Below are 23,634 nucleotides of genomic sequence, written 5' to 3' on the forward strand. Positions count from 1 at the left end.
GCGGCGGTGACGGCGGCCCGCCGGGCGGCCCGCGGCTGGGGCGCGACCACCCGCGAGGAGCGGCTGGCGCCGCTGACCCGGTTGCGGGACGGGATCGCCGCCGCGCAGACCGAGATCACCGAGACGGTCGTCGCCGAGCTGGGCTCCCCGGTCGGCTTCGCCGGGGCCGTGCACGCCGGGCTGCCGCTCGCCGTGGCGACCTCCTACCTGACCCTGCTCGCCGACCACCCCTTCGAGGAGCGGATCGGCAACTCGGTGGTGCACGCCGAACCGGCCGGAGTGGTCGCGGCGATCACGCCGTGGAACTACCCGCTGCACCAGATCGTGGCCAAGGCCGTCCCGGCACTGGCGGCGGGCTGCCCGGTGGTCCTCAAGCCGGCCGAGGACACCCCGCTGGTGGCCCGGCTGTTCGCCCGGCTGGTGCACGAGGCCGGGTTCCCGGCGGGCGCCTTCAACCTGGTGACCGGCACCGGTGCGGTGGCGGGCGCGGCGCTCGTCGGGCACCGGGAGGTGGACGCGGTCTCGTTCACCGGCTCCACCGCCGTCGGCCGGCAGGTCGCCGAGACGGCCGGCCGGGGGCTGAAGCGGGTCTCCCTGGAGCTGGGCGGCAAGTCCGCCAACGTGGTGCTGCCGGGCGCCGATCTGGCCCGCGCGGTCAAGGCGAACGTCGCCAACGTCTTCGCCAACTCGGGCCAGACCTGCAGTGCGCTGACCCGGCTGCTGGTGCACGAGGACCAGTACGAGGAGGCGGTCGCCCGGGCCGAGGAGGTCGCCGCCCAGTACCGGCCGGGCGACCCGACCGACCCGCAGACCCGGATCGGCCCGCTGGTCAACGCCCGGCAGCTGGCCAGGGTGCGAGGCTACATCGACGGCGCGCTGGCCGAGGGCGCCCGGCTGGTCGTCGGCGGCTCGGAGCCGGTCGACGAGCTGCCCACCGGCTACTACGTCCGGCCGACCGTGCTCGCCGACGTGACCCCGGAGATGACGGTGGCCCAGGAGGAGGTCTTCGGCCCGGTCCTGGCGATCCTCCGCTACCGCGACGAGGACCACGCCGCCGAACTCGCCAACGGCACCCCGTACGGCCTGGCCGGCGGCGTCTGGGCCCGCGACACCGACACCGCCGCCGCCTTCGCCCGCCGCCTCGACACCGGCCAGGTGGACCTCAACGGCGGCCGCTTCAACCCGCTCGCGCCCTTCGGCGGCTACAAGAGCTCGGGCCTCGGCCGGGAGCTGGGCCGGCACGGGCTGGAGGAGTTCCTCCAGTACAAGTCGCTGCAGTACTAGCGGGGCCGGGCCGCGGACTGCCCGGGGCCGGGGCCGGGCCCGGGGCCGTCGAGCGGGGGTTCGACGGCCCCGGGTGGCTCCTCGTGCCGCCCGGAGCATGGCCCCGGCGGCTTCCGACCGGCCGTCAGACCAGATCGACGCCCGGGTAGAGCGGGTACGGGGCGAGCAGGTCGGCGGCGCGCTTGGCGGTGGCGTCGCGGAGGGCGGCGTCCAGGGTGTAGGCGGCCTTGGACGGGGAGCCGTTGGCGGCGGTGGTGGGGGTGGTGGCGCCCAGGACGGTGTGGATCAGGTCGGCGATCTCGTCCATCTCGGCGGTGCCGAGGCCGCGGGTGGTGAGGGCCGGGGTGCCGAGGCGGATGCCCGAGGTGTACCAGGCGCCGTTCGGGTCCTGCGGGACGGAGTTGCGGTTGGTGACGATGCCCGAGTCGAGCAGGGCCGCCTCGGCCTGGCGGCCGGTCAGGCCGTAGCCGGAGACGTCGGCGAGGACCAGGTGGTTGTCGGTGCCGCCGGTGACCAGCGTGCCGCCGCGGCGCAGCAGGCCCTCGGCGAGCGCCTGGGCGTTGGCGACGACGGCGTGGGCATAGGCCCGGAACTCGGGGCGGCGGGCCTCGGCGAGGGCGACCGCCTTGGCGGCCATGACGTGCGAGAGCGGGCCGCCGAGCACCAGCGGGCAGCCGCGGTCGACGTGTTCGGCCAGTTCGGACCGGCACAGCACCATGCCGCCGCGCGGGCCGCGCAGGGACTTGTGGGTGGTGGTGGTGACGATGTGGGCGTGCGGGACCGGGTCGTGGTCGCCGGTCAGCACCTTGCCCGCGACCAGGCCGGCGAAGTGCGCCATGTCGACCATGAGGGTCGCACCGACCTCGTCCGCGATCTCGCGCATCCTGCGGAAGTCCACCAGGCGCGGGTAGGCGGAGTAGCCGGCCACGATGATCAGCGGGCGGAACTCTCGGGCGGTCTCGCGCAGCGCGTCGTAGTCGATCAGACCGGTCGCCGGGTCGGTGCCGTAGCTGCGCTGCTCGAACATCTTGCCCGAGATGTTCGGCCGGAAGCCGTGGGTGAGGTGGCCGCCGGTGTCCAGGGACATGCCGAGCATCCGCTGGTTGCCGAGCTCCTGGCGCAGCTGCGCCCAGTCCTCCTCGGTGAGGTCGTTGACGTTGCGCACCGCGGCGCGCTCCAGGGCCGGGCTCTCGACCCGCTGGGAGAGGACGGCCCAGAAGGCGGTGAGGTTGGCGTCGATGCCGGAGTGCGGCTGGACGTAGGCGTGGTCGGCGCCGAACAGCTCGCGGGCGTGCTCGGCGGCGATGCTCTCGACGGTGTCGACGTTGCGGCAGCCCGCGTAGAAGCGGCGGCCGACGGTGCCCTCGGCGTACTTGTCGCTGAGCCAGTTGCCCATGGTGAGCAGGACGGCCGGGGAGGCGTAGTTCTCGCTGGCGATCAGCTTGAGCGAGGCGCGCTGATCGGCGAGCTCCCGGCCGATGGCCGCGGCGATCCTCGGTTCGACGCCGGCGACCACGTCGAGGGCGCTGCGGAAGGCGGTGTCGGCCGCGGCGGAGGCGGCGGTGTGGGGCTGCTGGGCCATGGCGGTCTCCTGGTGGGGATGCGGGGGCCCAGGCGCTCGGCAACGTGCACGTGAGGATTCACGAGGCCGCTTCCCGATGGTTGATTCCATCCCTACGCGCCAGTTGCGGCCCACCGGGATCGTATCAACACCGGAGAGACTGTGGCGGAGGTCTCAGAATGCGGAACAGACAGTCCGTTCTGTCACGGTATGTCCATTCCTTTGCAACGCCGGTGTTTCACCGAAATGAAGCCGCCACATTTCCCGAAACAGTTCGGCAGGAATTACCCGAACGTCAGCCGGAGGCGATTTGCGGAACCTCGGACGCATCCGATCCAATGGCGCTCGAACAGCCACCGGGAAACCCTCGGAGGCCGTACCGGAAATGCACACCAGCGCACCCTCATCCATGGGGCGGCGGAGAATTCGGGGGTTACGCCTCATGGCAGTGGTCGACACCGTCCCAGTGACCGGGGCCGGGCCCGCGCCCGCCGCCGGCCCCGGCCTGCTCCGCCGGATCCTGCGGGACCGGGTCGGCGCCGCCGCCCTGGCGGTGGTGGCGCTGTTCCTGCTGCTCGCCCTGGGCGCCCCGCTGGTCGCCGCGCTGTACGGGAAGAACCCGGTCGACCACTACGGCCAGAACATCCCCGGCCTGCTCAGCGACAGCGGCCTGCCGATGCTGCCGAACGGCGGGATCTCCGGCGACTTCTGGTTCGGCCTGGAGCCCGGCCTCGGCCGGGACGTGTTCACCCAGCTGCTGTACGGCGTCCGCACCTCGCTGCTGATCGCCTTCGCGGCCGCCGCGGTGACCACCACGCTGGGCGTGCTGGCCGGCGTCGCGGTCGGCTACCTCGGCGGGATCACGGACCGGTTGTTCGGATTCCTCGCGAATGTGCTGCTGGCCTTTCCCACACTGCTCCTACTGCTCGCGCTCAGTCCGGTGATCCAGTCCCGCCTGGTCGACCCGGGCTCCGCGGAACCGGAGTGGATGCAGTTCCTGGTGCTGATCCTGGTTTTCTCTGCGTTCGGCTGGATTCCGCTCGCGCTTTCCCTGCGGGCCACCGTCCGCTCGCTCAGGGAAAGGGATTTCGTGCAGTCCGCGCGGGCCCAGGGTGCGAGCCGCTTCCACGTCGTCGTCCACGAACTTCTGCCGAATGTGCGCTCGCAGCTTCTGGTGCACTCCACCATGGCGGTGCCGACCTTCGTCGCCTCCGAGGCCGCGCTGTCCTTCCTCGGCGTCGGCATCACCGAGCCGGTCCCGGACTGGGGGCGCATGATCGCGCGCGGCTCCGAGGTCTTCCAGGCCGACCCCACCTACATGGTGTTCCCCGGCGCGGCGCTGCTGCTGTTCGTCATCGCCTTCAACCTGCTCGGCGACGCCGTCCGGGACGCGCTGGACCCGCGCGCCGGCGCCCGCTGAGACCTTTCACGCTCCCCTCCCGTCCATCCCCCTCCATCTCCCATCCATCGACCCAAGCCCGTCCCGGCACGCTCCGCCGGGGCAAGGAGAGATTCGCCATGCGCTGGACCAGACCGTCCCTCGCCGTCATCGCCACCGCCCTGCTGGCGACCTCCTGCTCGGCCGGCGCGGGCAGCACCACCGGCTCCGGCGGCGCCGGGGCCTCCGCCAAGGAGACCTCCCCGCTGACCGCCGTGCTCGGCAGCGAGCAGGAGAGCGCCGGCCCGGCCCCGGCCGTCCCGGGCGCCCGTGCGGGCGGCACGGTGAACGTGTACAACAGCGTCGAGTTCCGCCACCTCGACCCGCAGAAGGTCTACGCGGGCGCCGCCTACAACGCCTCCCTGCTCTGGGGCCGCCAGCTGACCCAGTACCAGGTCGTGGACGGCAAGGCCAAGCTGGTCGGCGACCTGGCCACCGACACCGGCACCCCGGCCGACGGCGGCCGCACCTGGACGTACAAGCTCAAGCAGGGCGTCGCCTGGGAGGACGGTCAGCCGATCACCTCCCAGGACGTCAAGTACGGCATCGAGCGCACCTTCGGCAAGGGCTACGAGGTCGGCCCGCCGTACTGGCCGCAGTGGCTCACCGGCGAGGCCGGCTACGAGGCGGCGCGCGCCAAGTACGCGGGCCCGCAGGCAGGCGACCTGGACGCGATCGAGACGCCGGACGAGCGCACCATCGTCTTCCACTTCCCGCAGCCGCAGGCCGACGTCCCGTACATGGCCGCGCAGTCCTCCTCCTCACCGGTGCGCCGGGACAAGGACACCGGGACGGACTACGACCGCCTGCCGTTCGCGACCGGCCCGTACCGGATCGTCGAGCACGTCCAGAACACCCGCATGGTGCTGGAACGCAACCCCGCCTGGAAGCCCGAGACCGACCCGATCCGCAGCCAGTACCCGGAGAAGTTCGTCTTCACGTACGGCAAGGAGGCGCTCAACCTCAACCAGGAGATCCTCTCCGGGCGGGACGGCGGCGCCAACGCCACCACCGCGTCCGACACCCTCTCCGCCGAGCTGTACCAGACCACCGACACCGACCCGAAGGCCAAGGAGCTGGTGGTCTCCGGCCGGCAGGGCGCCTTCGTCACCCAGCTGATGGTCAACAACGAGCGGGTGCCGGACGTCGAGGTCCGCAAGGCGCTGCACCTGGCCTACCCGCGCCAGCAGGCCCGCCAGGTCCAGGGCGGCGCCCGGACCGGCGAACTGGCCACCACGCTCAGCTCGCCCGCGCTGATCGACTGGCAGAAGTACGACCTCTACCCGGCCAGGCCCGAGGGCGATCCGGAGGCCGCCAAGGCCGCGCTCGCCAAGGCCCAGCAGGCGCCGGGGAGCCTGACCTACGCGTACCGGAACACCCCGACGGGCCAGCGCGTGGCGCAGGTGCTGGTCGAGGGCTTCGGCAAGGCCGGGATCACCGTCGTGCCCAAGCCGGTCGACCCCAAGGCCTTCCTGGACGAGGTGCACCGCGCCGACTCTCCGTACGACCTGTTCGAGGAGACCAGCTCGGTCGACTGGCCGACCCCGTCCACCCTGATCCCGTTCTCCTTCGACGGCCGGGCCGGCAGCGACCTCAACTCCGCGCGCTACCGCAACCCGGAGGTCGACAAGGAGATCGACCGGATCAACCGGATCGGCGAGCCGCGCGCCAAGGCCCAGGAGCTGTACGCGCTGGAGCAGACCGTGATGAAGGACGTGCCGGTGCTGCCGTTCGCCTACCCGACGGTCAACCAGCTGCGCGGCAGCAACGTCGGCGGGGCGTTCGTCCACCCGGTCTACGGGACCGTCTCGCTGGCCTGGCTGTACCTGAAGTCCTGAGCGCCGGGGCCCGCTCCCGCCGCCTGTTCGCGGGTGGCGGGGGCGGGCCCCCGGTGTCACCGCCCTGCCTCCCCGTCACGTCGACCCCGGATCGGCCATGCTCTCCTTCGTCCTGCGGCGGACCGCCCAGGCCCTCGCGGTCCTGGTCGCGGTCTCCGCCGCCGCCTTCGCCCTCTTCTACGCCGCGCCCGCCGACCCGGCCCGCGCCGCCTGCGGCCCGCGCTGCGACAGCGGACAGGTCGCGGCGGTGCGCCGGAGCATGGGCCTGGACCAGCCGCTGCTCACCCAGTACACCGACTACCTGGTCGGGGTCGTCGCCGGGCGGGACATCGGCGACGTGGACGGCTCGACCATCCGCTGCGACGCCCCCTGCCTCGGCTACTCCTATCGGCTCCACCAGCCGGTCAGCGAGGCGCTGGCCGACCACCTGCCGGTCACCCTCTCGCTGACCGCCGGGGCGCTCGCCGTCCTGCTGCTGTTCGGCCTCGGCACCGGGTTCGTCTCCGCGCTGCGGCACGGAGGGCGGACCGACCGGCTGCTGTCCGGCTTCACCCTGGTCGGCGCCAGCGTGCAGATCTACTTCCTCGGGTACGTCGCGCAGTGGCTGCTGGTGTACTCCACCGGGCTGCTGCCCCTGCCCTCCTACACCCCGCCGGCCGAGGACCTGGCCGCCTGGGCGGGCGGGATGCTGCTCCCCTGGCTCGTCCTCGGCTTCGTCAACTCGGCGGTGTTCGCCAGGCTTTCGCGCTCACAGCTCCTGGAGACGATGAACGAGGAGTACGTCCGCACGGCCCGCGGCAAGGGCCTGGGACGGCTGCGCGCCCACCTCAAGTACACCTCGCGCGGCGCCGCCGGGCCGCTGGTGCAGCTGATCGGGCTGGAGGCCGGGGTGCTGCTCGGCGGGGCCGTGATCACCGAGACGGTGTTCGGGCTGAACGGGGTCGGGCGGTTCGCCGCGGAGGCCGTCGCCGGGCAGGACCTGCCCGCCGTGGTCGGCGCAGTGCTGCTGGCCGCCTGCTTCATGGTGCTGTTCGTCGCGCTGGCCGACCTCGCGGTCGCCTGGCTCGACCCGCGTGTCCGGCTGAGCTGATGGGGAGTCCTTCGATGAAGTCCACTGTTCCGGGGACCGGTGCGAAGAGCGCTGATGCGAAGAGCACCGGTGTGAAGAGCGCTGAGCCGGTGCTGAGTGTCCGCGACCTGACCGTCACCTTCGCCGACCCGCGCGGTGGCGCGCCGGTGACCGCCGTCCGGGGCCTCTCCTTCGACCTCGCGCCCGGTGAAGTCCTGGGCCTGGTCGGCGAGTCGGGCTCCGGCAAGTCGACCGTCGGGCTCGCTGTCCTCGGACTGCACGACCCGCGCACCGCCACCGTCACCGGCTCGATCCGGCTGGGCGGGCAGGAGTTGGTCGGCGCCGAGGAGTCCGCGCTGCGCGGGGTGCGCGGCGGACGTGCCGCGCTGGTCTTCCAGGACGCGCTCACCTCGCTCAGCCCCTTCCACGGCGTGGGCGCCCAGCTCGCCGAGATGTACCGGCTGCACCACCCGGGTGCGGGCCGGGCCGAGGCGGGCCGGCGGGCGGCCGAGATGCTCGACCGGGTCGGCATCCCGGCGGCCCGGACGCGCGACTACCCGCACCAGTTCTCCGGCGGCATGCGCCAGCGCGTGATGATCGCGATGGCGCTGATGAACGACCCGCGACTGCTCATCGCGGACGAGCCGACCACCGCCCTGGACGCCCGCGTCCAGCGGCAGGTCCTCGACCTGCTCGGCGAGTTGCAGCGCGAGCACGGGACGGCTGTGCTGCTGGTCAGCCACGACCTGGGCGTGGTCGCCGGGACGACGGACCGCACGCTGGTGCTCCGCGGCGGGATCGGGATCGAGTCCGCGCCGACGGCCGAACTGCTGGCCGCCCCGCGCGAGCCGTACACCCGGGCGCTGGTGGGCGCTGCGCTCCGGCTGGACTCGGTACCGGGCACCGCCCTGCCGACGGTCGACGAGCCGGCGCCGTCGCGGACGTTCCGGCCGCGGACCGTCGGGCGTCCCGAGCGGTGGCTGGTCGAGGTGGACGACCTGTCCGTGCACTTCCCCGGGCGCCGGCGCCTCCCCGGCCTGCGGGCCGAACCGGTCCGGGCGGTCGAGGGCGTCGGTCTGCGGATCGCGCCCGGCGAGACGCTCGGGCTGGTCGGCGAGTCCGGCTCCGGCAAGTCCACCACCTCGCGGGTCCTGGCCGGCCTGCAACGGCCCACCGGCGGAAGGGTGCTGTACGACGGACAGGACGCCACCCGGCCGGACCGGGACCTGCGGAAGCGGCTCAGCCGGGAGATCCAGCTGGTCTTCCAGGACCCGTACGCCTCGCTCAACCCGCGCCGGACCGTCGCCCAGACCCTGGACACCCCGCTGCGCCTGCACACCGCGCTGGGCCCGGCCGGACGTCGGGAGCGCTCGGTGGAGCTGCTGGAGCAGGTGGGACTGGAGGCCGGGCATCTGGACCGCTACCCGCACGAGTTCTCCGGCGGCCAGCGCCAGCGGATCGGCATCGCCCGGGCGCTGGCCCCGCAGCCGCGCCTGATCATCGCCGACGAGCCGGTCTCCGCGCTCGACGTGTCGGTGCAGGCCCAAGTGCTCAACCTGCTGATGCAGCTGCGCGAACGGCTCGGCGTCGCGTTCCTGTTCGTCTCCCACGACCTCGCCGTGGTGCGGCACTTCTGCGACCGGGTGGCGGTGATGCACCGGGGCCGGCTGGTCGAGTCCACCGACCGGGACCGGCTGTTCGCGGCTCCGCACACCGAGTACACGAGGGAGCTGCTGGCGGCGGCGCACTGAGATGATCGAGGCCCGTCGGACACGATCAAAGAGGTGCAACAACGATGTCCACCAGCGACCGGGCAACCGTGGATGAGGAGCTCGTGGAGGCGGCCCTGGAGGTCGCGCGGCGGTACGCGCGGGGTGACAACCACACCGTGGCGGCAGCCGGGCGCAATGCCGACGGGCGGATCGTCACCGCGCTGAACGCCTACCACTTCACCGGCGGGCCGTGCGCGGAACTGGTACTCATCGGCGCGGCGGCCGGCCAGGGGGCGTACGAACTCACCACGGTGGTGGCCGTGGGTGACCGGGAACGCGGGGTGATCCCGCCGTGCGGGCGGTGCCGACAGGTGCTGCTGGACTACTTCCCCGAGGCGGGCGTCATCGTCCGGCGGGGGCCGGAGCTGCAGACCGTACCGGTGTCGGCCCTGCTGCCGGGGGCGTACGTCTGGGCCGATCACCAGGAGGACTGAACGGGGGCTCGGCGGGCGGCTCAGCGGGGGGATCCGCGGATGACTCGGCGGGCGGCCCGGCGGGCGGTGCGGGAGTGAACCAGCAGGTCGTCCGACGTTCGTTCGGCTGCGCCGGTCCGGCTCAAGGCGCTAGCGTGCAGGCGATGTGACGTAGGAGACCCGGGCAAGGAATCACCAATCGAGGGGGCACATTTGTCAGACGACCTGCTCATCGCAAAGATCAACCACGGCTTCGATCACCTCGACGCCGACGGCGACGGCCTGCTGACCGAGCGGGATCACGTCCTGATGGGCCTCTCGGTGGCCCGCTCGCTCGGTCACCAGGAGGGCTCCGAGGCGGAGGCCGTGATCGTCCGCGCCTACCTGACGACCTGGCACGACCTGCACCTCGCCCGGCTGCCCGCCGGCACCCAGGCGATCACCCGTGAGCAGTTCGTCACCTCGACCGGCTCGCTCGCCGACGACCCGCAGGCCGCGCGCGACATCCTCGGCGCGCTCGCCGAGGCCTTCCTCGCCGTCGCGGACGCCGACCGCAGCGGGACGGTGGACGCCGGCGAGTTCTTCGTCTTCCAGCGCGGCCACTTCGCAGGCCTCTCCCGCGACGACGCCGACGAGGCCTTCCGCCACCTCGACACCGACGGCGACGGTGTGCTCTCCGCGGCCGAGTTCACCGACGCCATCATCGAGTTCTGGACCAGCCGCGACCCGGACGCGCCCGGCAACTGGTGGACGGGCAAGCCGCCGCGCACCTTCTGAGCCGCACGTCCGGCGGCCCGAAGTGGGGATCGTCCCGATCAGGCGGCCGGGACGATCCCCTCGACGATGGTGTCGACCAGCGCCGCGAGGCCGTCGACGGCCACCCCCTCGGGCAGGGTGCGGGCCGGCTGCTGCCCGGGAACCTCGTGCTCACCTACGGGCGGACGGCCCCTTCGTCGGACGGGCCGGACTCCCGGCACGCGACGGGCGGCCCGGACGCCGGCTGACGCTCACCACCAGGCAGACGCCCGCCACCACGATCGCACCGCCCGCGAGGGTCGGGCCGGTCAGCGGCTCGGCCAGGATCAGCCAGCCCAGCAGCACCGCGACCACCGGGTTCACGTACGCGTAGGTGGCCACCAGGGTGAGCGGGGCGGAGCGCAGCAGCCAGGCGTACGCGGTGAAGGCGAGCAGCGAGCCGAACAGCACCAGGTAGGCGAGGGCCAGCCAGGACCGACCGGAGATCGTCCCGAGGTCCAGCCCGTGCTGTTCACCGCGGCCCAGTCCGACCAGCAGGTTGCCGAGGCCGCCGGCCAGCATCTGGTAGGCGCTCGCGGCGAGCACGTTGCCCGGCATCGGGATCTTCTTGCTCACGAAGGAGCCGGTCGCCCAGAGCAGGGTGGCGCCGATGATCAGGATCACACCGGCCGGCTCGATCGACCCGCTGATCGCCGGGGCCGACAGGACGCCGAGGCCGACCAGTCCGAGGAGCACCCCGGCCAGCTCGGCCGCCCTCGGGCGCTCCCCGCCGAACGCCGTCAGCACCACCATCCACAGCGGGACCGCGGCCACCAGCAGGGCGGCCAGGCCCGAGGGGACGGAGGTCTCGCCCAGGACCACCATGCCGTTGCCGCCGGTCAGCAGCAGCACGCCGACCAGGGCGGAGGAGGCCAGCTGCCGCCCGGTCACCTTCAGGCCGGCCGGGCCCTGGCGCACCAGGAGGTAGCCGGCCAGCAGCAGGCCGGCGGTGATGAAACGGGCGGCGGCGGAGAGGAAGGAGGGCATCGTCTCCACGGCGACCCTGATCGCCAGGTAGGTCGAGCCCCAGACGATGTAGACCACGAGGAGGGCCAGCCAGACCGCGCCGCCGAGGCGGGGGGCGGGGCCGGCGTCGGCGAGCGGGGGCGGGGGCGGGGGCGGGGTGGGGATTGTCCTGGCCTTGGCGGCGGCAGGGGTGTCAGGAGCTGAGCCGGGGGTCGGGGCCGGTTGGGAGGGCGAAGCGGACGATGTCATGTGTGTCCCCCTTGGACGGTGCTGGCCGAACATCCGACATGACAGCGCATGAACGGCCCGGTGCGCCAGTCGGTATCAGAAATCGGGCACAGGACGTACCGTGGGCGCTCCCCGACAAGGAGGTCGAACCCGTGTCCACGCCCGAGGAGGCACTGCCGTTCTTCGTGTACGGCACCCTGCGCAGCGGCGGCCGCAATCATGCCGTCCACCTGGCCGGGCGTTGCACCGACATCCGACCGGCGGTCCTGGAGGGCGCCGCGCTGCACGAGGGCCCCGGCTTCCCGTACGCGGTGCCGGATCCGGCTCCCGGGTGCCGGATCCTGGGCGAGCTCGTCACCGTACGCCCGGGCGCGTACGCCGGAGCCCTGGAGGCTCTGGACCGGCTGGAGGGCTGCCGGGCGGACGGGACCGGGCTGTACGTGCGGCGGCGGACGACGGTGCGGACGGCGACGGGCGAGCTGCGTGCGGCCTGGGTCTACCTCGCCGGGCCGAGGGCCGAGGCGCGGCTGCGGGAGCAGCCGGCACTGATCGAGTCGGGGGACTGGGGGCGGGTGACGGGTGACAGGTAACGGCGAACAGAGTCTGAAATCTGTTATCTGAAATCTGTCATCTGTCCGTTGTCATCCGTCACCCCGAGATCCGGCGCCGAGGCGCCCGCATACCGCCAGGTAGGCTGCCCCGGCCAGCAGGATCGCTGGGATCGTAGGATCGAACGACGAGGAGCCACCCGGTGCCCGAGCTGCCACCCCCGATCACCGTCGTCGGGATCGGGGCCGACGGATGGCCCGGTCTCGCCGCCGGCTCCCGGGCCGTGCTGCGGGAGGCCGAGGTCGTCGTCGGCGGCCCCCGCCAGCTGAACCTGCTCCCCCGCGACGAGGTCACCGCCGAGCGCATCCCCTGGCCGTCCCCGCTGCGCCCCGCCGCCCCCGGGCTGCTCGCCGCCCAGGCCGGCCGCCGCGTCGCCGTCCTGGCCAGCGGCGACCCGATGTTCCACGGCATCGGCCGCACCCTCGCCGAGACCGTCGGCGCCGAGCGTCTGCGCATCCTGCCGCACCCCTCGTCCGTCTCCTACGCCTGTGCCCGGCTCGGCTGGCCGCTGGAGGCCACCGAGGTGGTCAGCCTGGTCGGCCGGCCGCTGGACACCCTCTCCCCCGCCCTCCACCCCGGCCGCCGCCTGCTGGTGCTCAGCGCCGACGCCGCCACCCCTGCCGCCGTCGCGGAGCTGCTCACCGCCCGCGGTTACGGCACCGCCCGACTGCGGGTGCTCGAACAGCTCGGCGCCCCCGCCGAACGCCACCTGGACGGCCCCGCCGACGGCTGGCCGCACCCGCCGGGCGACCCACTGAACGTCATCGCCGTCGACCTCGGCGACGGCCCCCGCACCTCCCTCGTCCCCGGCCTGCCCGACGCCGCGTACGAGAGCGACGGCCAGCTCACCAAGCGCCACGTCCGCGCCGCGACCCTCGCCACGCTGGCCCCCTCCCCCGGCGAACTGCTCTGGGACGTCGGCGGCGGCTCCGGGTCGATCGCCGTCGAGTGGCTGCGCGCCCACCGCGACTGCCAGGCCGTCAGCATCGAACGCGACCCGGCCCGGGCCGAGCGGATCACCCGCAACGCCGCCGAACTCGGTGTGCCCCGACTCCGCGTGGTGACCGGCCCCGCCCCCGCCGCGTTCGCCGAACTCCCCACCCCCGACGCCGTGTTCATCGGCGGCGGCCTCACCGCGCCCGGCCTGCTGGACGGTTGCTGGGCCGCGCTGCGCCCGGGCGGCCGGATCGTCGCCAACACCGTGACGCTGGAGTCCGAGGCGCTGCTCACCGAGTGGTACCGGCGCCACGGCGGGGAACTCGTCAAACTCGCGGTCGCCCACGCCGTCCCGGTGGGCGGCTTCACCGGGTGGCGCCAGGCCATGCCGGTCACCCAGTGGTCCGCCGTCAAGCCCGAGCCCGACGTCCTCAAGCCCGAAACCCCCGAGCCCGAAACCCCCGAACCCGCCACCCGCCAGGAGAACGCCTCGTGACCGTCCACTTCATCGGAGCCGGCCCGGGCGCCGCCGACCTGATCACCCTGCGCGGCCAGCGCATCCTGGCCCGCGCCGAGGTCTGCCTGTACGCGGGCAGCCTGGTCCCGCGCGAGCTGCTGGACGAGTGCCCGCCCGGCGCCCGCCTGATCGACACCGCGCAGCTCAACCTGGACCAGATCACCGCCGAACTGGTCACCGCACACGAGGCCGGCCAGGACGTGGCCCGGCTGCACTCCGGCGACCCGTCCGTCTTCTCCGCCGTCGCCGAGCAGATGCGCCGCCTGGACGCGGCCGGCGTGCCGTACGAGGTGGTCCCCGGCGTGCCCGCCTTCGCCGCCGCCGCGGCCGCGCTGAAGCGGGAGCTGACCGTCCCGACCGTCGGCCAGACCGTCATCCTCACCCGGATCGCCAAGCGCGCCACCCCGATGCCCGAGGGCGAGGACCTCGCCACCCTCGGCCGCAGCGGCGCCCTGCTGGTGCTGCACCTGGCCGCCGGCTACGTGGACGACGTGGTCGAGCAGCTGCTCCCGCACTACGGCGCCGACTGCCCGGCCGCCGTGGTCGCGATGGCCAGCCGCCCCGACGAGCTGGTGCTGCGCGGCACCGTCGGCGACATCGCCGAGCAGGTCAAGGCCGCGGGCGTGGTCCGCACCGCCGTCATCATCGTCGGCCGCACGCTGGCCGCCGAGCAGTTCCGCGACAGCCACCTCTACTCGGCGGACCGCGAGCGCCCGCACGAGCCGTGCGGGGCGTGATGAGGCACCTGCTCATCCTCGGCGGGACCACCGAAGGACGGGCGCTGGCCGCCGAACTCGCCCCGACCGCGCACCGGGTCACCAGCTCGCTGGCCGGCCGGGTCGCCCAACCCCGGCTGCCCGCCGGGGAGGTGCGGATCGGCGGCTTCGGCGGAGCGGAGGGACTGGCCGACTGGCTTCGCGCGGAGCGCGTGGACGCGGTGGTGGACGCCACCCACCCGTTCGCCGCCGGCATCTCGCAGAACGCCGCCCTCGCGGCCGCCGCCACCGGCGTTCCCCTGCTGGTGCTGCGCCGCCCCGGCTTCACCCGCGTCGACGGGGACCACTGGCTCCCCGTCCCCTCGCTCGCCGCGGCGGCCGACCTGCTGCCCCGGCGCGGGGAGCGGGTCTTCCTCACCATCGGACGGCAGGGCATCGCCGCCTTCGCCCACCTGGACGGCGTCCGCTTCCTGGCCCGTTCGGTGGACCCGCCCGAGCCCCCGGTGCCGCCCTCGTTCGAAGTCCTGCTGGACCGCGGCCCGTTCACGGTCCACGGCGAGGAGGCGCTGCTGCGCAAGCACGACATCGACGTCCTGGTCACCAAGGACAGCGGCGGCGCCGCGACCGCTCCGAAGCTGACGGCCGCCCGGGGACTCCGTCTGCCGGTCATCATCGTGGAGCGCCCGCCGGTACCGGAGGGCGTGCCGGTCACACCCGACGTCCCGGGCGCACTGCGCTGGCTGGAGCAACTGCGGTAGGAGGCCCGGCGACTACGACTGCCCACCGCGCTCGTGGTGACCGCTCGCCGCCCCGGGGAAAAGGCGGGCGGGCCCGCCGGATGACGGGCAGGATGGTCCGATGAGCGATGATCAGCGCACCCGGACGCCCCGTACCGCCGACGAACGCACCACTCTGGCAGGCTTCCTGGACCACCAGCGCGACACCCTCGCGATGAAGTGCGCGGGCCTCACCACGGAACAGCTCCGCACCCACGTGCTGGAACCCTCCGGGCTCTCCCTGCTCGGGCTGGTCCGCCACCTCGCCGAGGTGGAGCGCAGCTGGTTCCGCAACGTCCTCAACGGCGAGGGCGCACGCGGCTTCTGGGCGCACCCCGACGGCTCCTTCGCCGAGTTCGACGTCGACACCGCCGACCCCGACGAGGCCTTCACGATCTGGCGCAGCGAGTGCGACCACGCCAGGGAACTCGTGGCCGCCGCGGAGTCGTTGGACGTCCTGGGCCACTACGGCGACGAGGTCTTCTCGCTGCGCTGGATCCTCACCCACATGATCGAGGAGTACGCGCGCCACAACGGCCACGCCGACCTCCTCCGCGAGCACCTCGACGGCACCACCGGCGTGTAGCACCGGAGGGCACCGGACAGCGCAGGACAGCGCAGGACGGACAGCGCCGGGCCCCGATATCACAGACAGGGAGCGAGCAGGACGTGCGGACCCGCCAGAAGGAACGCCAGACCCCCGGGCCGTCCGAGCCCTGGAACGAGATCGTCACCGGGCTCCGGATGGGCGGGCACTACTTCACCCCGCCCGGCGGCGAGCTTGAACTCGCGATCGTACGAGCCGAGTTCGACCTGGTGGTCAGCCTCTTCACGCTCCCCGGGCACGGCCCGGCACCGGGGGTGGAGCACATCGTCCGGGAGGTGCCCGACGACCCGCTCTCCCCCGGTCAACTGCTCGCCGTCCAGGAGGCGGCCGAGCTCACCGCGGCCGCTGTCCGGCGGGGCCGGCGGACGCTGGTGCGCTGCCACTCGGGCTACAACCGCTCGGGCCTGGTGGTGGCGCAGGCGCTGGTCGGCCTCGGGCACGAGAGCGGCGAGGCGGTCCGACTGGTCCGGCAGCGGCGCTCGCCCTGGGCACTGAACAACCCGGTGTTCGTGGACTACCTGAACACCGGGCTGGAGGTTGCCGTGCTACTGACCGGCCTCAACGGGTGAGGCCGGCCAGTCGCGTGACGGTCAGTCACACATGATTGTCCGTCAGATGTCGCGGAAGGTCTCGATCTGGGCGCCGATGGAGTTGAGGCGCTCGGCGAGGTCCTCGTAGCCGCGGTTGATGACGTAGACGTTGCGCAGGACGGAGGTGCCCTGGGCGGCGAGCATGGCGAGCAGGATGACCACGGCGGGGCGCAGGGCCGGCGGGCACATCATCTCGGCGGCGCGCCACCGGGTGGGGCCCTGGACCAGCACACGGTGCGGGTCGAGGAGCTTGACGTCGGCGCCGAGGCGGGTCAGCTCGGTCAGGTAGATCGCGCGGTTGTCGTACACCCAGTCGTGGATCATCGTGGTGCCGTGCGCGGCCGCGGCGATGGCGGCGAAGAACGGTACGTTGTCGATGTTGATGCCGGGGAACGGCATCGGGTGGATGGTGTCGATCGGCGCGGTCAGCTTGGAGGGGCGCACGGTGAGGTCGACCAGCCGGGTGTGGCCGTTGTGGGCCCGGTACTCGGGGGTGCGGTCGTAGTCGAGGCCCATGCCCTCCAGCACCGCGAGCTCGATCTCCAGGAACTCGATCGGCACCCGGCGGATGGTCAGCTCGGAGGAGGTGACGACGGCGGCGGCCAGCAGGCTCATCGCCTCCACCGGGTCCTCGGCCGGGGTGTAGTCGACGTCACAGGTGATCTCCGGGACGCCGTGCACGGTGAGGGTGGTGGTGCCGATGCCCTCGATCCTGACACCCAGCTTCTCCAGGAAGAAGCAGAGGTCCTGGACCATGTAGTTGGGCGAGGCGTTGCGGATGACGCTGACGCCGTCGTGCCGCGCGGCGGCCAGCAGGGCGTTCTCGGTGACGGTGTCCCCGCGCTCGGTCAGCACGATCGGGCGGTCCAGCGGGACGCCCGGCTCGACCGAGGCGTGGTAGGCGCCGCCGGTGGTGGCGACCTCCAGGCCGAAGCGGCGCAGCGCGGTCAGGTGCGGCTGCACGGTGCGGGTGCCGAGGTCACAGCCGCCCGCGTACGGGATGGCGAAGTGCTGGGCGCGGTGCATCAGCGGGCCGAGGAACATCAGCACGCTGCGGGTGCGGCGGGCCGCCTCGACGTCCATCGCCGCGAGGTCCAGCTCGGCGGGCGGGGTAAGTTCGAGGTCGCGGCCCTCGTTGATCCAGCGGCTCTTGACACCGATGCTGGTGAGCACCTCAAGGATGCGGTAGACCTCTTCGATCCGGGCGACGCTGCGGATCGTGGTGCGGCCGGTGGTCAGCAGCGAGGCGCAGAGGATCGCCACGCAGGCGTTCTTGCTGCTGCGCACGTCGATCGCGCCGGAGAGCCGGGTACCGCCGGCGACGCGCAGGTGCATCGGGCCGGAGTAGCCGAGGGAGACGATCTCGCTGTCGAGGGCTTCGCCGATGCGGGCGATCATCTCAAGGCTGACGTTCTGCTTGCCCTGTTCGATGCGGTTGACCGCGCTCTGGCTGGTTCCGAGGGCCTCTCCGAGCTGCGCCTGGGACCAGCCGCGGTGCTGGCGCGCGGTACGGATGAGGGTGCCGATACGGGTGAGGTAGTCGCCTGTCACTCGCCAGACGATATCTCATGGTTGAGATGGTGACAGAACCAGGGGCCCTGCTCGCCACTCCATTTGTCCGTTTCTCGCCCCATATGAACGTCAGTTCTTCACACCACCACGTGATGTTGTCACGCCGTCGTGACACTCGTGACAATGTCACGGCCCCGGCGGCTCCCTCCGGAGCGCGCACCGCCTCACGGCCCGAGCGGCTCCGCCCGGCCGACGACGGTGCCCGCGCGGTCGATGCAGATGACGTCCACCACGACCGGCGAGCCCAGCAGCACGCCGAGCGCCGTCGTCCGGGCCGCCTCGGCGACCAGGTCCCCGAGCGGCACTCCGGCCGCACGGCACAACTGCACCGCCTCCAGTGCGGTGTTGGCGCCCGCGACCGCTTCGACCAGCGCCTCGTCCGCCCCGCCCCGACGGGCCAGTTCGGCCAGGTACCCCTTGTCCACCTGGGAGCGCGCCGAGTGCAGGTCGAGGTGACCGGCCGCGAGCTTGGACAGCTTGGCGAAGCCGCCCGCGATGGTCAGCCGGGGCACCGGATGGCGCTTGAGGTACTTGAGCACCGCGCCGGCGAAGTCGCCCATGTCCAGCAGCGCGTCCTCGGGCAGCCTGTGCTCCGCGACCGCGACCTTCTCCGAGGTCGAACCGGTGCAGCCGGCCACGTGGGTACGCCCCGCCGCCCGGGCCACGTCCACCCCGCGGCGGATCGAGTCGATCCAGGCCGAGCAGGAGTACGGAACGACCACCCCGGTCGTGCCGAGGATGGACAGACCCCCGAGGATGCCGAGCCGGGGGTTCCAGGTGGAGCGGGCGATCTCCTCGCCGTGGTCGACCGAGATCTCGACCACGACGTCCCCGCTGCCGCCGTGCGCGGCTGCCACCTCGGCGACGGCGTCCCGGATCATCTGCCGGGGTACCGGATTGATCGCGGGCTCGCCGACGGGCAGCGGCAGGCCGGCCTTGGTGACCGTCCCCACCCCGGGACCCGCCCGGAAGACCACCCCGGCGCCGGGCTCGCCGGACCGCACGGTCGAACGGATCAGCGCACCGTGGGTGACATCGGGGTCGTCGCCCGCGTCCTTGACCACCCCGGCCATGGCGGCGGCCGGCCGCCCCTGCGCACCGGTCAGCTCCTCGGCACCGGTCAACTCCTCGGCGGCGAGCGCGAAGGCGGGCTGCCGGCCCCTGGGCAGGGTGATGACCACCGGGTCCGGGAACTCGCCGGTGAGCAGCGCGGTGTACGCGGCCTTGGTGGCGGCGGTGGCGCAGGCTCCCGTCGTCCAGCCGGGCCGCAGACCGCTGCTCTTCAGCTGGCCGGCCCGGCCTCCCGCTCCGGCTCCCGCCTCGGCTCCCGCTGCGGCCACCTGCGCCCCGTTTCCGACGGCGTCCGCGCCGTCCTGCTCCGCTCCGGCGGCCGCGCCGGTCGCCGTCGCCGATTTTCCCCCACCCGGCCGGGCGGGGCCCGACCGGGGTGGCGGTCACCGCACCGTGCGCGACCTGTGGAGACACCAGGACCCGCACCCGTTCGCAGGCCGGAGCAGCACCCGTGCGCACGCTGCGGAGGAGGAGGGGCCCCGCCTTCCCGAAGAGTTCTCCGCAGGGGCCTCGCCCATCACACCTACCAGTGAGTAATCTGGCGGTCCGCCAGAAGCGGGTTCATGACACGTGGGCCCGGTCGGGGTCGACTTCCCCGCCGGGCCATCAGTATGTGGGGGTTTTTGTGGCAGGGATGAATCGGCGTACGTTCCTCACCGGTACGTCGGTGGCCGCGGCCTGGTCGGCCTTGTCGCTGGGCGGCGCGCAGTTCGCCTCGGCCGCGGCGCGCGACCAGGCGCTGGCCACGACGGCCGCGCGGGCGGTCAGGATCACCGGGACCACGCTGGAGCAGGTGGCCACGCCGGTCGGCACCGGCGGCTACAAGCGCCTGACGGCCGGGCCGGGCTGGCCGCTGGTGGTGCGCGGCGACCTGGCGTCGGCGACCGCCGGACGGGACGACCGCCGGACCGGCCTGGCCAGCTTCGTCCAGTTCAGTGACCTGCACCTGGTGGACACCGAGTCCCCGGTGCGCTTCGAGTACCTGGCCAAGCTCAACGGCAGCGCGTACCGGCCGCAGGAGGCCCTGAACGCCCGCGGCGTCTCGGCTCTCGTCGAGCGGGTCAACTCGCTCGCCGGCGGCCCGTACACCGGGATGCCGTTCAGCATGGTGATGGCCACCGGCGACAACACCGACAACCACGAGCTCGCCGAACTCGACTGGTACCTCAAGGTCATGGGCGGCGGCCGACTGGCCCAGAACACCGGCGACCTCAGCCGCTACGAGGGTGTGCAGAACTCCGGCAACGCCGCCTACTGGAACCCCGAACTCGCCTACACCGACGGCTACAAGGCGAAGGGCTTCCCGCAGGTGCCCGGCTTCCTGTCCGCCGCCGGCCGCCCCTTCGACGCACCGGGCCTGCACACGCCCTGGTACACCACGGTCGGCAACCACGACGACAGCATCGAGGGCTCACTGCCGGACCTCGGGCTGCTGAACGACCTGTACACCGGCCAGTACAAGCTGGAGGGCTGCGACGACGCCACGGCCGGCCAGCTGATGGACTCGCTGCGCCGCGACCCGGCGGGCGCCGTGCTGCTGCTGGCGAAGCTGATCGCCAGCGGCGAGGCGGTGCGCCGGATCACCCCGGACGAGCGCCGCCGGCCGTTCACGCTCAAGGAGTTCGCCAAGGCCCACCTGAACCCGGCGGTCACCGGCGCCGGCCCGTACGGGCACGGTTTCACCTCGGACATGGTGAACAGCGGCAAGCTCTACTACACCTTCCGCATCTCGGAGAAGGTGGTCGGCATCAGCCTGGACACCACCAACCAGGCCGGGTTCGCCGACGGTTCGCTGGGCACCGCGCAACTGCGCTGGCTGGAGCAGCAGTTGAAGGCGCACAGCGGGCACTGGTACGACGCCGACGGGCGCAGGGTGACGGGCGGGAGCACGGACGAGCTGATCCTCGTCTTCAGCCACCACACCAGCGGCTCGATGGGCAACCTGCTGCCGGACCCGCGCAACATCTTCGAGGGGCGGCACGACGGCAACGAGCTGGTGGCGCTGCTCCAGCGCTACCCGAACGTGGTCGCGTGGGTGAACGGGCACACCCACATGAACAAGATCACGCCGCACGGCCACGCGGTGCCGGAGCGGGCGTTCTGGGAGATCAACACCGCCTCGCACATCGACTACCCGCAGCACGGGCGGATCATCGAGATCGCGGACAACGGGGACGGCACGCTCTCGCTGTTCACCACGCTGATCGAGTCCTCCGCGCCGTACGGGACGGACTTCGGCAGCACCTCGGACGCCAACCTCGCGGCGCTCTACCGCGAGCTGTCGTACAACGACCCGAACGGCCGCCCGACGGCGCTGCTGGGCGCGGGCGAGGACCACAACACGGAGCTGCTGATCACCAAGCCGACCCGGTAGCGACTTCCGGGGGCGGAGAACGGCGAACGGCTGACAGATGACAGCGAACAGATGATGAAATCTGTTCGCTGTCATCTGTCGCCCGTCACTCCTCCGGGTACCGCCGCGGCGTCCAGACGACCTCCACGCCGCCGCCCCGCTCGACCGCCTGCGTCTGCGAGGAGCCGATCAGCAGGATGGTCCGCATGTCGACCAGCGCCGGGTCCAGCTCCCCCAGTCGGACGATCCGCACCCGCTCGGTCGGGCCGCCCACGTCACGGGCCATCACCACCGGGGTCTCCGGCGCCCGGTACTCCAGCAGCAGGTCCCGGGCGAGCCCGACCTGGGTGGTCCGGGACTTCGAGCCCGGGTTGTACAGCGCGAGCACCAGATCCGCCTCGGCCGCGGCGCGCAGCCGCTTCGCCACCACGTCCCAGGGCTTGAGCCGGTCCGAGAGCGACACCGTCGCGTAGTCGTGCCCGAGCGGGGCGCCGGCCCGGGAGGCGGCCGCGTGGGCGGCGGTCATGCCCGGGAGCACCCGTACCGGGACGTCCCGGTACGCCTCCTCACAGGCGACCTCCAGCACCGCGGTGGCCATCGCGAACACCCCCGGGTCGCCCGAGGAGACCACCGCGACGCGGTGCCCGCGGCGGGCGAGGTCCAGCGCGAACTCGGCACGCTCCGACTCCACCTTGTTGTCCGAGCCGTGCCGCTGCTGCCCCGGCCGCTGCGGCACCCGGTCCAGGTAGGTGGTGTAGCCGACCAGGTCGGTGGCCTCGGCCAGCGCGCCGCGCGCCTCGGCGGTCAGCCAGAGCGGTCCGGCCGGCCCGGTGCCGACCACGGTCACGCTGCCGACACCGTCCGACAGCCGGACCTCCGGCTCCAGCGGCGCGACCTTGCTCGGCAGCACCGCGACCGAGAAGTAGGGCACCGTCTCACCGTCGACCTCGGCGAGCGGCGCGACCCGCTCCCCCGGCATGAAGGCCCGCTCCACGTACTGCGCGTCCGCCAGCCGCCCCGCCCGCTCCAGGGCCCGGCGGACCGTCGGGAAGGTGCGCCCCAGCTTCATGATCACGGCCGAGTCGGCGGCCGCGATCCGCGCCGTCAGCTCCTCCTCGGGCAGCGTGCCGGGAATGACGGTGAGCGTCTCCTCGGCCTCGGTCAGCGGCTGTCCGAGCCGGGCGGCGGCCGCGCTGAGCGAGGTCACGCCCGGCACCACCTCGGTCGGGTAGCGGTGCGCGAGCCGCTTGTGCATGTGCTGGTAGGAGCCGTAGAAGAGCGGGTCCCCCTCGGCGAGGACGACCACGTCGCGCCCGGCGTCCAGGTGGGCGGCCAGCCGGGCGGCGGCCTCCTCGTAGAAGTCGTCCAGCGCGCCGCGGTAACCGCCCGGGTGGTCGGTGGTCTCGACGGTGAGCGGGTAGACCAGCTTCTCCTCGACCTGGCCACCCGTCAGGTACCGCTCGGCGATCGACCGCGCTATGGACCGGCCGTGCCGGGCGCTGTGGTAGGCCACCACGTCGGCCTTGCCGATGAGTTCGGCGGCACGGACGGTCACCAGCGAAGGGTCGCCCGGGCCGAGCCCGACGCCGTACAGCCGACCCGTGGCCTTCTGCTGATCCGTCACTCTTCTTCGCTCGCAATCGCGTTGACGGCGGCGGCGGCGATCGCGCTGCCGCCGCGCCGGCCGCGCACCACCAGGTGCTCCAGGCCGGACGGGTGCTCGGCCAGGGCCTGCTTGGACTCGGCGGCGCCGATGAAGCCCACCGGGACGCCGATCACCGCGGCCGGTCGCGGTGCCCCCGCCTCGATCATCTCCAGCAGCCGGAACAGCGAGGTCGGCGCGTTGCCGACGGCGACCACCGCGCCCTCCAGCCGGGGCAGCCACAGTTCCATGGCCGCGGCGCTGCGGGTGTTGCCCATCTTCCGGGCGAGGTCGGGCACCGACGGGTCGGTGAGGGTGCAGATCACCTCGTTGTCGGCGGGCAGCCGCTTGCGGGTGACGCCGCTCGCGACCATGTTGACGTCGCAGAGGATGGGCGCACCGGCGTGCAGCGCGGCGCGCGCGGAGGCGACCACACCGGGCGAGTACACCAGGTCCTCGACCAGGTCGACCATCCCGCAGGCGTGGATCATCCGCACCGCGACCTGGGAGACGTCCGCCGGGAGGGCGGCCAGATCGGCCTCCGCACGGATGGTGGCAAAGGACTGGCGGTAGATGGACGCGCCGTCCTTCTCGTACTCGATCACTTCGTCGTCCTCCTGGCCTCGGCGACCGCCTCGGCCATCTCCTCGTTCGTCACGTCGACGCTCGTCGCATTGACGTCCGTCGCATCGGCGGCGGTCGCGGCGGACGCCGCACCGGCCCCCGCCCCGTTCACCGTCACCCGGTAGCCGCGCCCCGTGGCGAGCACGTCCACCCACCGCCCGGCCGGGTGGCCGCAGCGCCGTTCACAGCCCGACCAGTGGACGGGCAGAACACCGGCGGGGCCGGCACCGGTTCCCGCCGCGGCGCCGGCGTCCAGC

Annotated in this window: 20 protein-coding genes, 1 pseudogene and 1 riboswitch; of the genes and pseudogenes, 14 read left to right on the plus strand and 7 right to left on the minus strand. The window is 73.0% G+C overall.

Annotated elements, in window-relative coordinates; translation table 11 throughout:
* On the plus strand, window positions 1-1,284 hold a 1,284-nt coding region (locus tag KS423_RS12595), incomplete at its 5' end, for an aldehyde dehydrogenase family protein (protein ID WP_224278388.1).
* 124 nt (window positions 1,285-1,408) lie between these two features.
* On the opposite strand, the gene KS423_RS12600 is transcribed toward KS423_RS12595, so the two are convergent.
* Complete coding sequence (locus tag KS423_RS12600; protein ID WP_224278390.1) at window positions 1,409-2,866, minus strand: glycine hydroxymethyltransferase; 1,458 nt, start codon at window positions 2,864-2,866, stop codon at window positions 1,409-1,411.
* 19 nt (window positions 2,867-2,885) lie between these two features.
* Window positions 2,886-2,983, minus strand: a riboswitch (ZMP/ZTP riboswitch).
* A gap of 304 nt (window positions 2,984-3,287) precedes the next feature.
* Between KS423_RS12600 and KS423_RS12605 the strand changes: the two genes are divergently transcribed.
* From KS423_RS12605 to KS423_RS12630, 6 genes are all read left to right on the plus strand, one after another.
* On the plus strand, window positions 3,288-4,265 hold the full coding sequence (locus KS423_RS12605; RefSeq protein WP_224278392.1) for an ABC transporter permease: 978 nt from the start codon (window positions 3,288-3,290) through the stop codon (window positions 4,263-4,265).
* 98 nt (window positions 4,266-4,363) lie between these two features.
* Complete coding sequence (locus tag KS423_RS12610; protein WP_224278394.1) at window positions 4,364-6,121, plus strand: ABC transporter substrate-binding protein; 1,758 nt, start codon at window positions 4,364-4,366, stop codon at window positions 6,119-6,121.
* 97 nt (window positions 6,122-6,218) lie between these two features.
* Window positions 6,219-7,211 (plus strand): ABC transporter permease, encoded by a 993-nt coding sequence (locus tag KS423_RS12615; protein ID WP_224278395.1) that lies wholly within the window; start codon window positions 6,219-6,221, stop codon window positions 7,209-7,211.
* A 71-nt stretch (window positions 7,212-7,282) separates the two neighbouring features.
* Window positions 7,283-8,941, plus strand: a complete 1,659-nt coding sequence (locus KS423_RS12620) for an ABC transporter ATP-binding protein (RefSeq protein ID WP_224278397.1) — start codon at window positions 7,283-7,285, stop codon at window positions 8,939-8,941.
* 44 nt (window positions 8,942-8,985) lie between these two features.
* Complete coding sequence (locus KS423_RS12625) at window positions 8,986-9,396, plus strand: cytidine deaminase (RefSeq protein ID WP_224278399.1); 411 nt, start codon at window positions 8,986-8,988, stop codon at window positions 9,394-9,396.
* 192 nt (window positions 9,397-9,588) lie between these two features.
* On the plus strand, window positions 9,589-10,152 hold the full coding sequence (locus KS423_RS12630) for an EF-hand domain-containing protein (RefSeq protein ID WP_224278401.1): 564 nt from the start codon (window positions 9,589-9,591) through the stop codon (window positions 10,150-10,152).
* Window positions 10,153-10,302: 150 nt separating this feature from the next.
* On the opposite strand, the gene KS423_RS12635 is transcribed toward KS423_RS12630, so the two are convergent.
* Entirely contained in the window at window positions 10,303-11,385 is a 1,083-nt protein-coding gene (locus KS423_RS12635; RefSeq protein WP_224278403.1) for an EamA family transporter, read from the minus strand.
* Window positions 11,386-11,516: 131 nt separating this feature from the next.
* On the opposite strand from KS423_RS12635, the gene KS423_RS12640 reads away from it, so the two are divergent.
* From KS423_RS12640 to KS423_RS12665, 6 genes are all read left to right on the plus strand, one after another.
* Window positions 11,517-11,954, plus strand: a complete 438-nt coding sequence (locus tag KS423_RS12640; RefSeq protein WP_224278405.1) for a gamma-glutamylcyclotransferase family protein — start codon at window positions 11,517-11,519, stop codon at window positions 11,952-11,954.
* Window positions 11,955-12,115: 161 nt separating this feature from the next.
* Window positions 12,116-13,405: a precorrin-6y C5,15-methyltransferase (decarboxylating) subunit CbiE gene (gene cbiE / locus KS423_RS12645; protein ID WP_224278406.1), complete on the plus strand. Its 1,290-nt coding sequence runs from the start codon at window positions 12,116-12,118 to the stop codon at window positions 13,403-13,405.
* Window positions 13,402-14,163, plus strand: coding sequence for a precorrin-4 C(11)-methyltransferase (cobM, locus tag KS423_RS12650; protein ID WP_224278408.1), 762 nt, complete (start codon window positions 13,402-13,404; stop codon window positions 14,161-14,163). Before cbiE ends, cobM begins: the two co-directional genes overlap by 4 nt.
* Window positions 14,163-14,900, plus strand: coding sequence for a cobalt-precorrin-6A reductase (locus KS423_RS12655; protein ID WP_224278410.1), 738 nt, complete (start codon window positions 14,163-14,165; stop codon window positions 14,898-14,900). The genes cobM and KS423_RS12655 overlap by 1 nt, the downstream gene beginning before the upstream one ends.
* A gap of 100 nt (window positions 14,901-15,000) precedes the next feature.
* A complete protein-coding gene (locus tag KS423_RS12660) occupies window positions 15,001-15,504 on the plus strand; it encodes a DinB family protein (protein WP_224278412.1) in 504 nt (167 codons plus the stop codon).
* An 83-nt stretch (window positions 15,505-15,587) separates the two neighbouring features.
* On the plus strand, window positions 15,588-16,094 hold the full coding sequence (locus KS423_RS12665) for a protein-tyrosine phosphatase family protein (RefSeq protein ID WP_224278414.1): 507 nt from the start codon (window positions 15,588-15,590) through the stop codon (window positions 16,092-16,094).
* Between the two features lie 42 nt (window positions 16,095-16,136).
* Here KS423_RS12665 and KS423_RS12670 read toward each other — a convergent pair whose 3' ends face one another.
* The gene (locus tag KS423_RS12670) at window positions 16,137-17,666 is read right to left on the minus strand and encodes a UDP-N-acetylglucosamine 1-carboxyvinyltransferase (protein ID WP_224278416.1); all 1,530 of its coding nucleotides are present in this window, start codon (window positions 17,664-17,666) and stop codon (window positions 16,137-16,139) included.
* Window positions 17,667-17,851: 185 nt separating this feature from the next.
* Window positions 17,852-19,027 (minus strand): cobalt-precorrin-5B (C(1))-methyltransferase, encoded by a 1,176-nt coding sequence (locus KS423_RS12675; RefSeq protein WP_224278418.1) that lies wholly within the window; start codon window positions 19,025-19,027, stop codon window positions 17,852-17,854.
* 365 nt (window positions 19,028-19,392) lie between these two features.
* Between KS423_RS12675 and KS423_RS12680 the strand changes: the two genes are divergently transcribed.
* Window positions 19,393-21,132, plus strand: coding sequence for a TIGR03767 family metallophosphoesterase (locus tag KS423_RS12680; RefSeq protein ID WP_224278420.1), 1,740 nt, complete (start codon window positions 19,393-19,395; stop codon window positions 21,130-21,132).
* 85 nt (window positions 21,133-21,217) lie between these two features.
* On the opposite strand, the gene KS423_RS12685 is transcribed toward KS423_RS12680, so the two are convergent.
* From KS423_RS12685 to KS423_RS12695, 3 genes and pseudogenes are all read right to left on the minus strand, one after another.
* Entirely contained in the window at window positions 21,218-22,735 is a 1,518-nt protein-coding gene (locus KS423_RS12685) for a precorrin-2 C(20)-methyltransferase (RefSeq protein WP_224278422.1), read from the minus strand.
* Entirely contained in the window at window positions 22,732-23,358 is a 627-nt protein-coding gene (locus KS423_RS12690; RefSeq protein WP_224278424.1) for a precorrin-8X methylmutase, read from the minus strand. The genes KS423_RS12685 and KS423_RS12690 overlap by 4 nt, the downstream gene beginning before the upstream one ends.
* Window positions 23,355-23,634, minus strand: a pseudogene (locus KS423_RS12695) (hypothetical protein); the annotation flags it as partial. The gene KS423_RS12690 and the pseudogene KS423_RS12695, both read right to left, overlap by 4 nt.

It is taken from the genome of Streptomyces sp. LS1784 (assembly GCF_020103755.1).
GTDB lineage: Bacteria > Actinomycetota > Actinomycetes > Streptomycetales > Streptomycetaceae > Kitasatospora.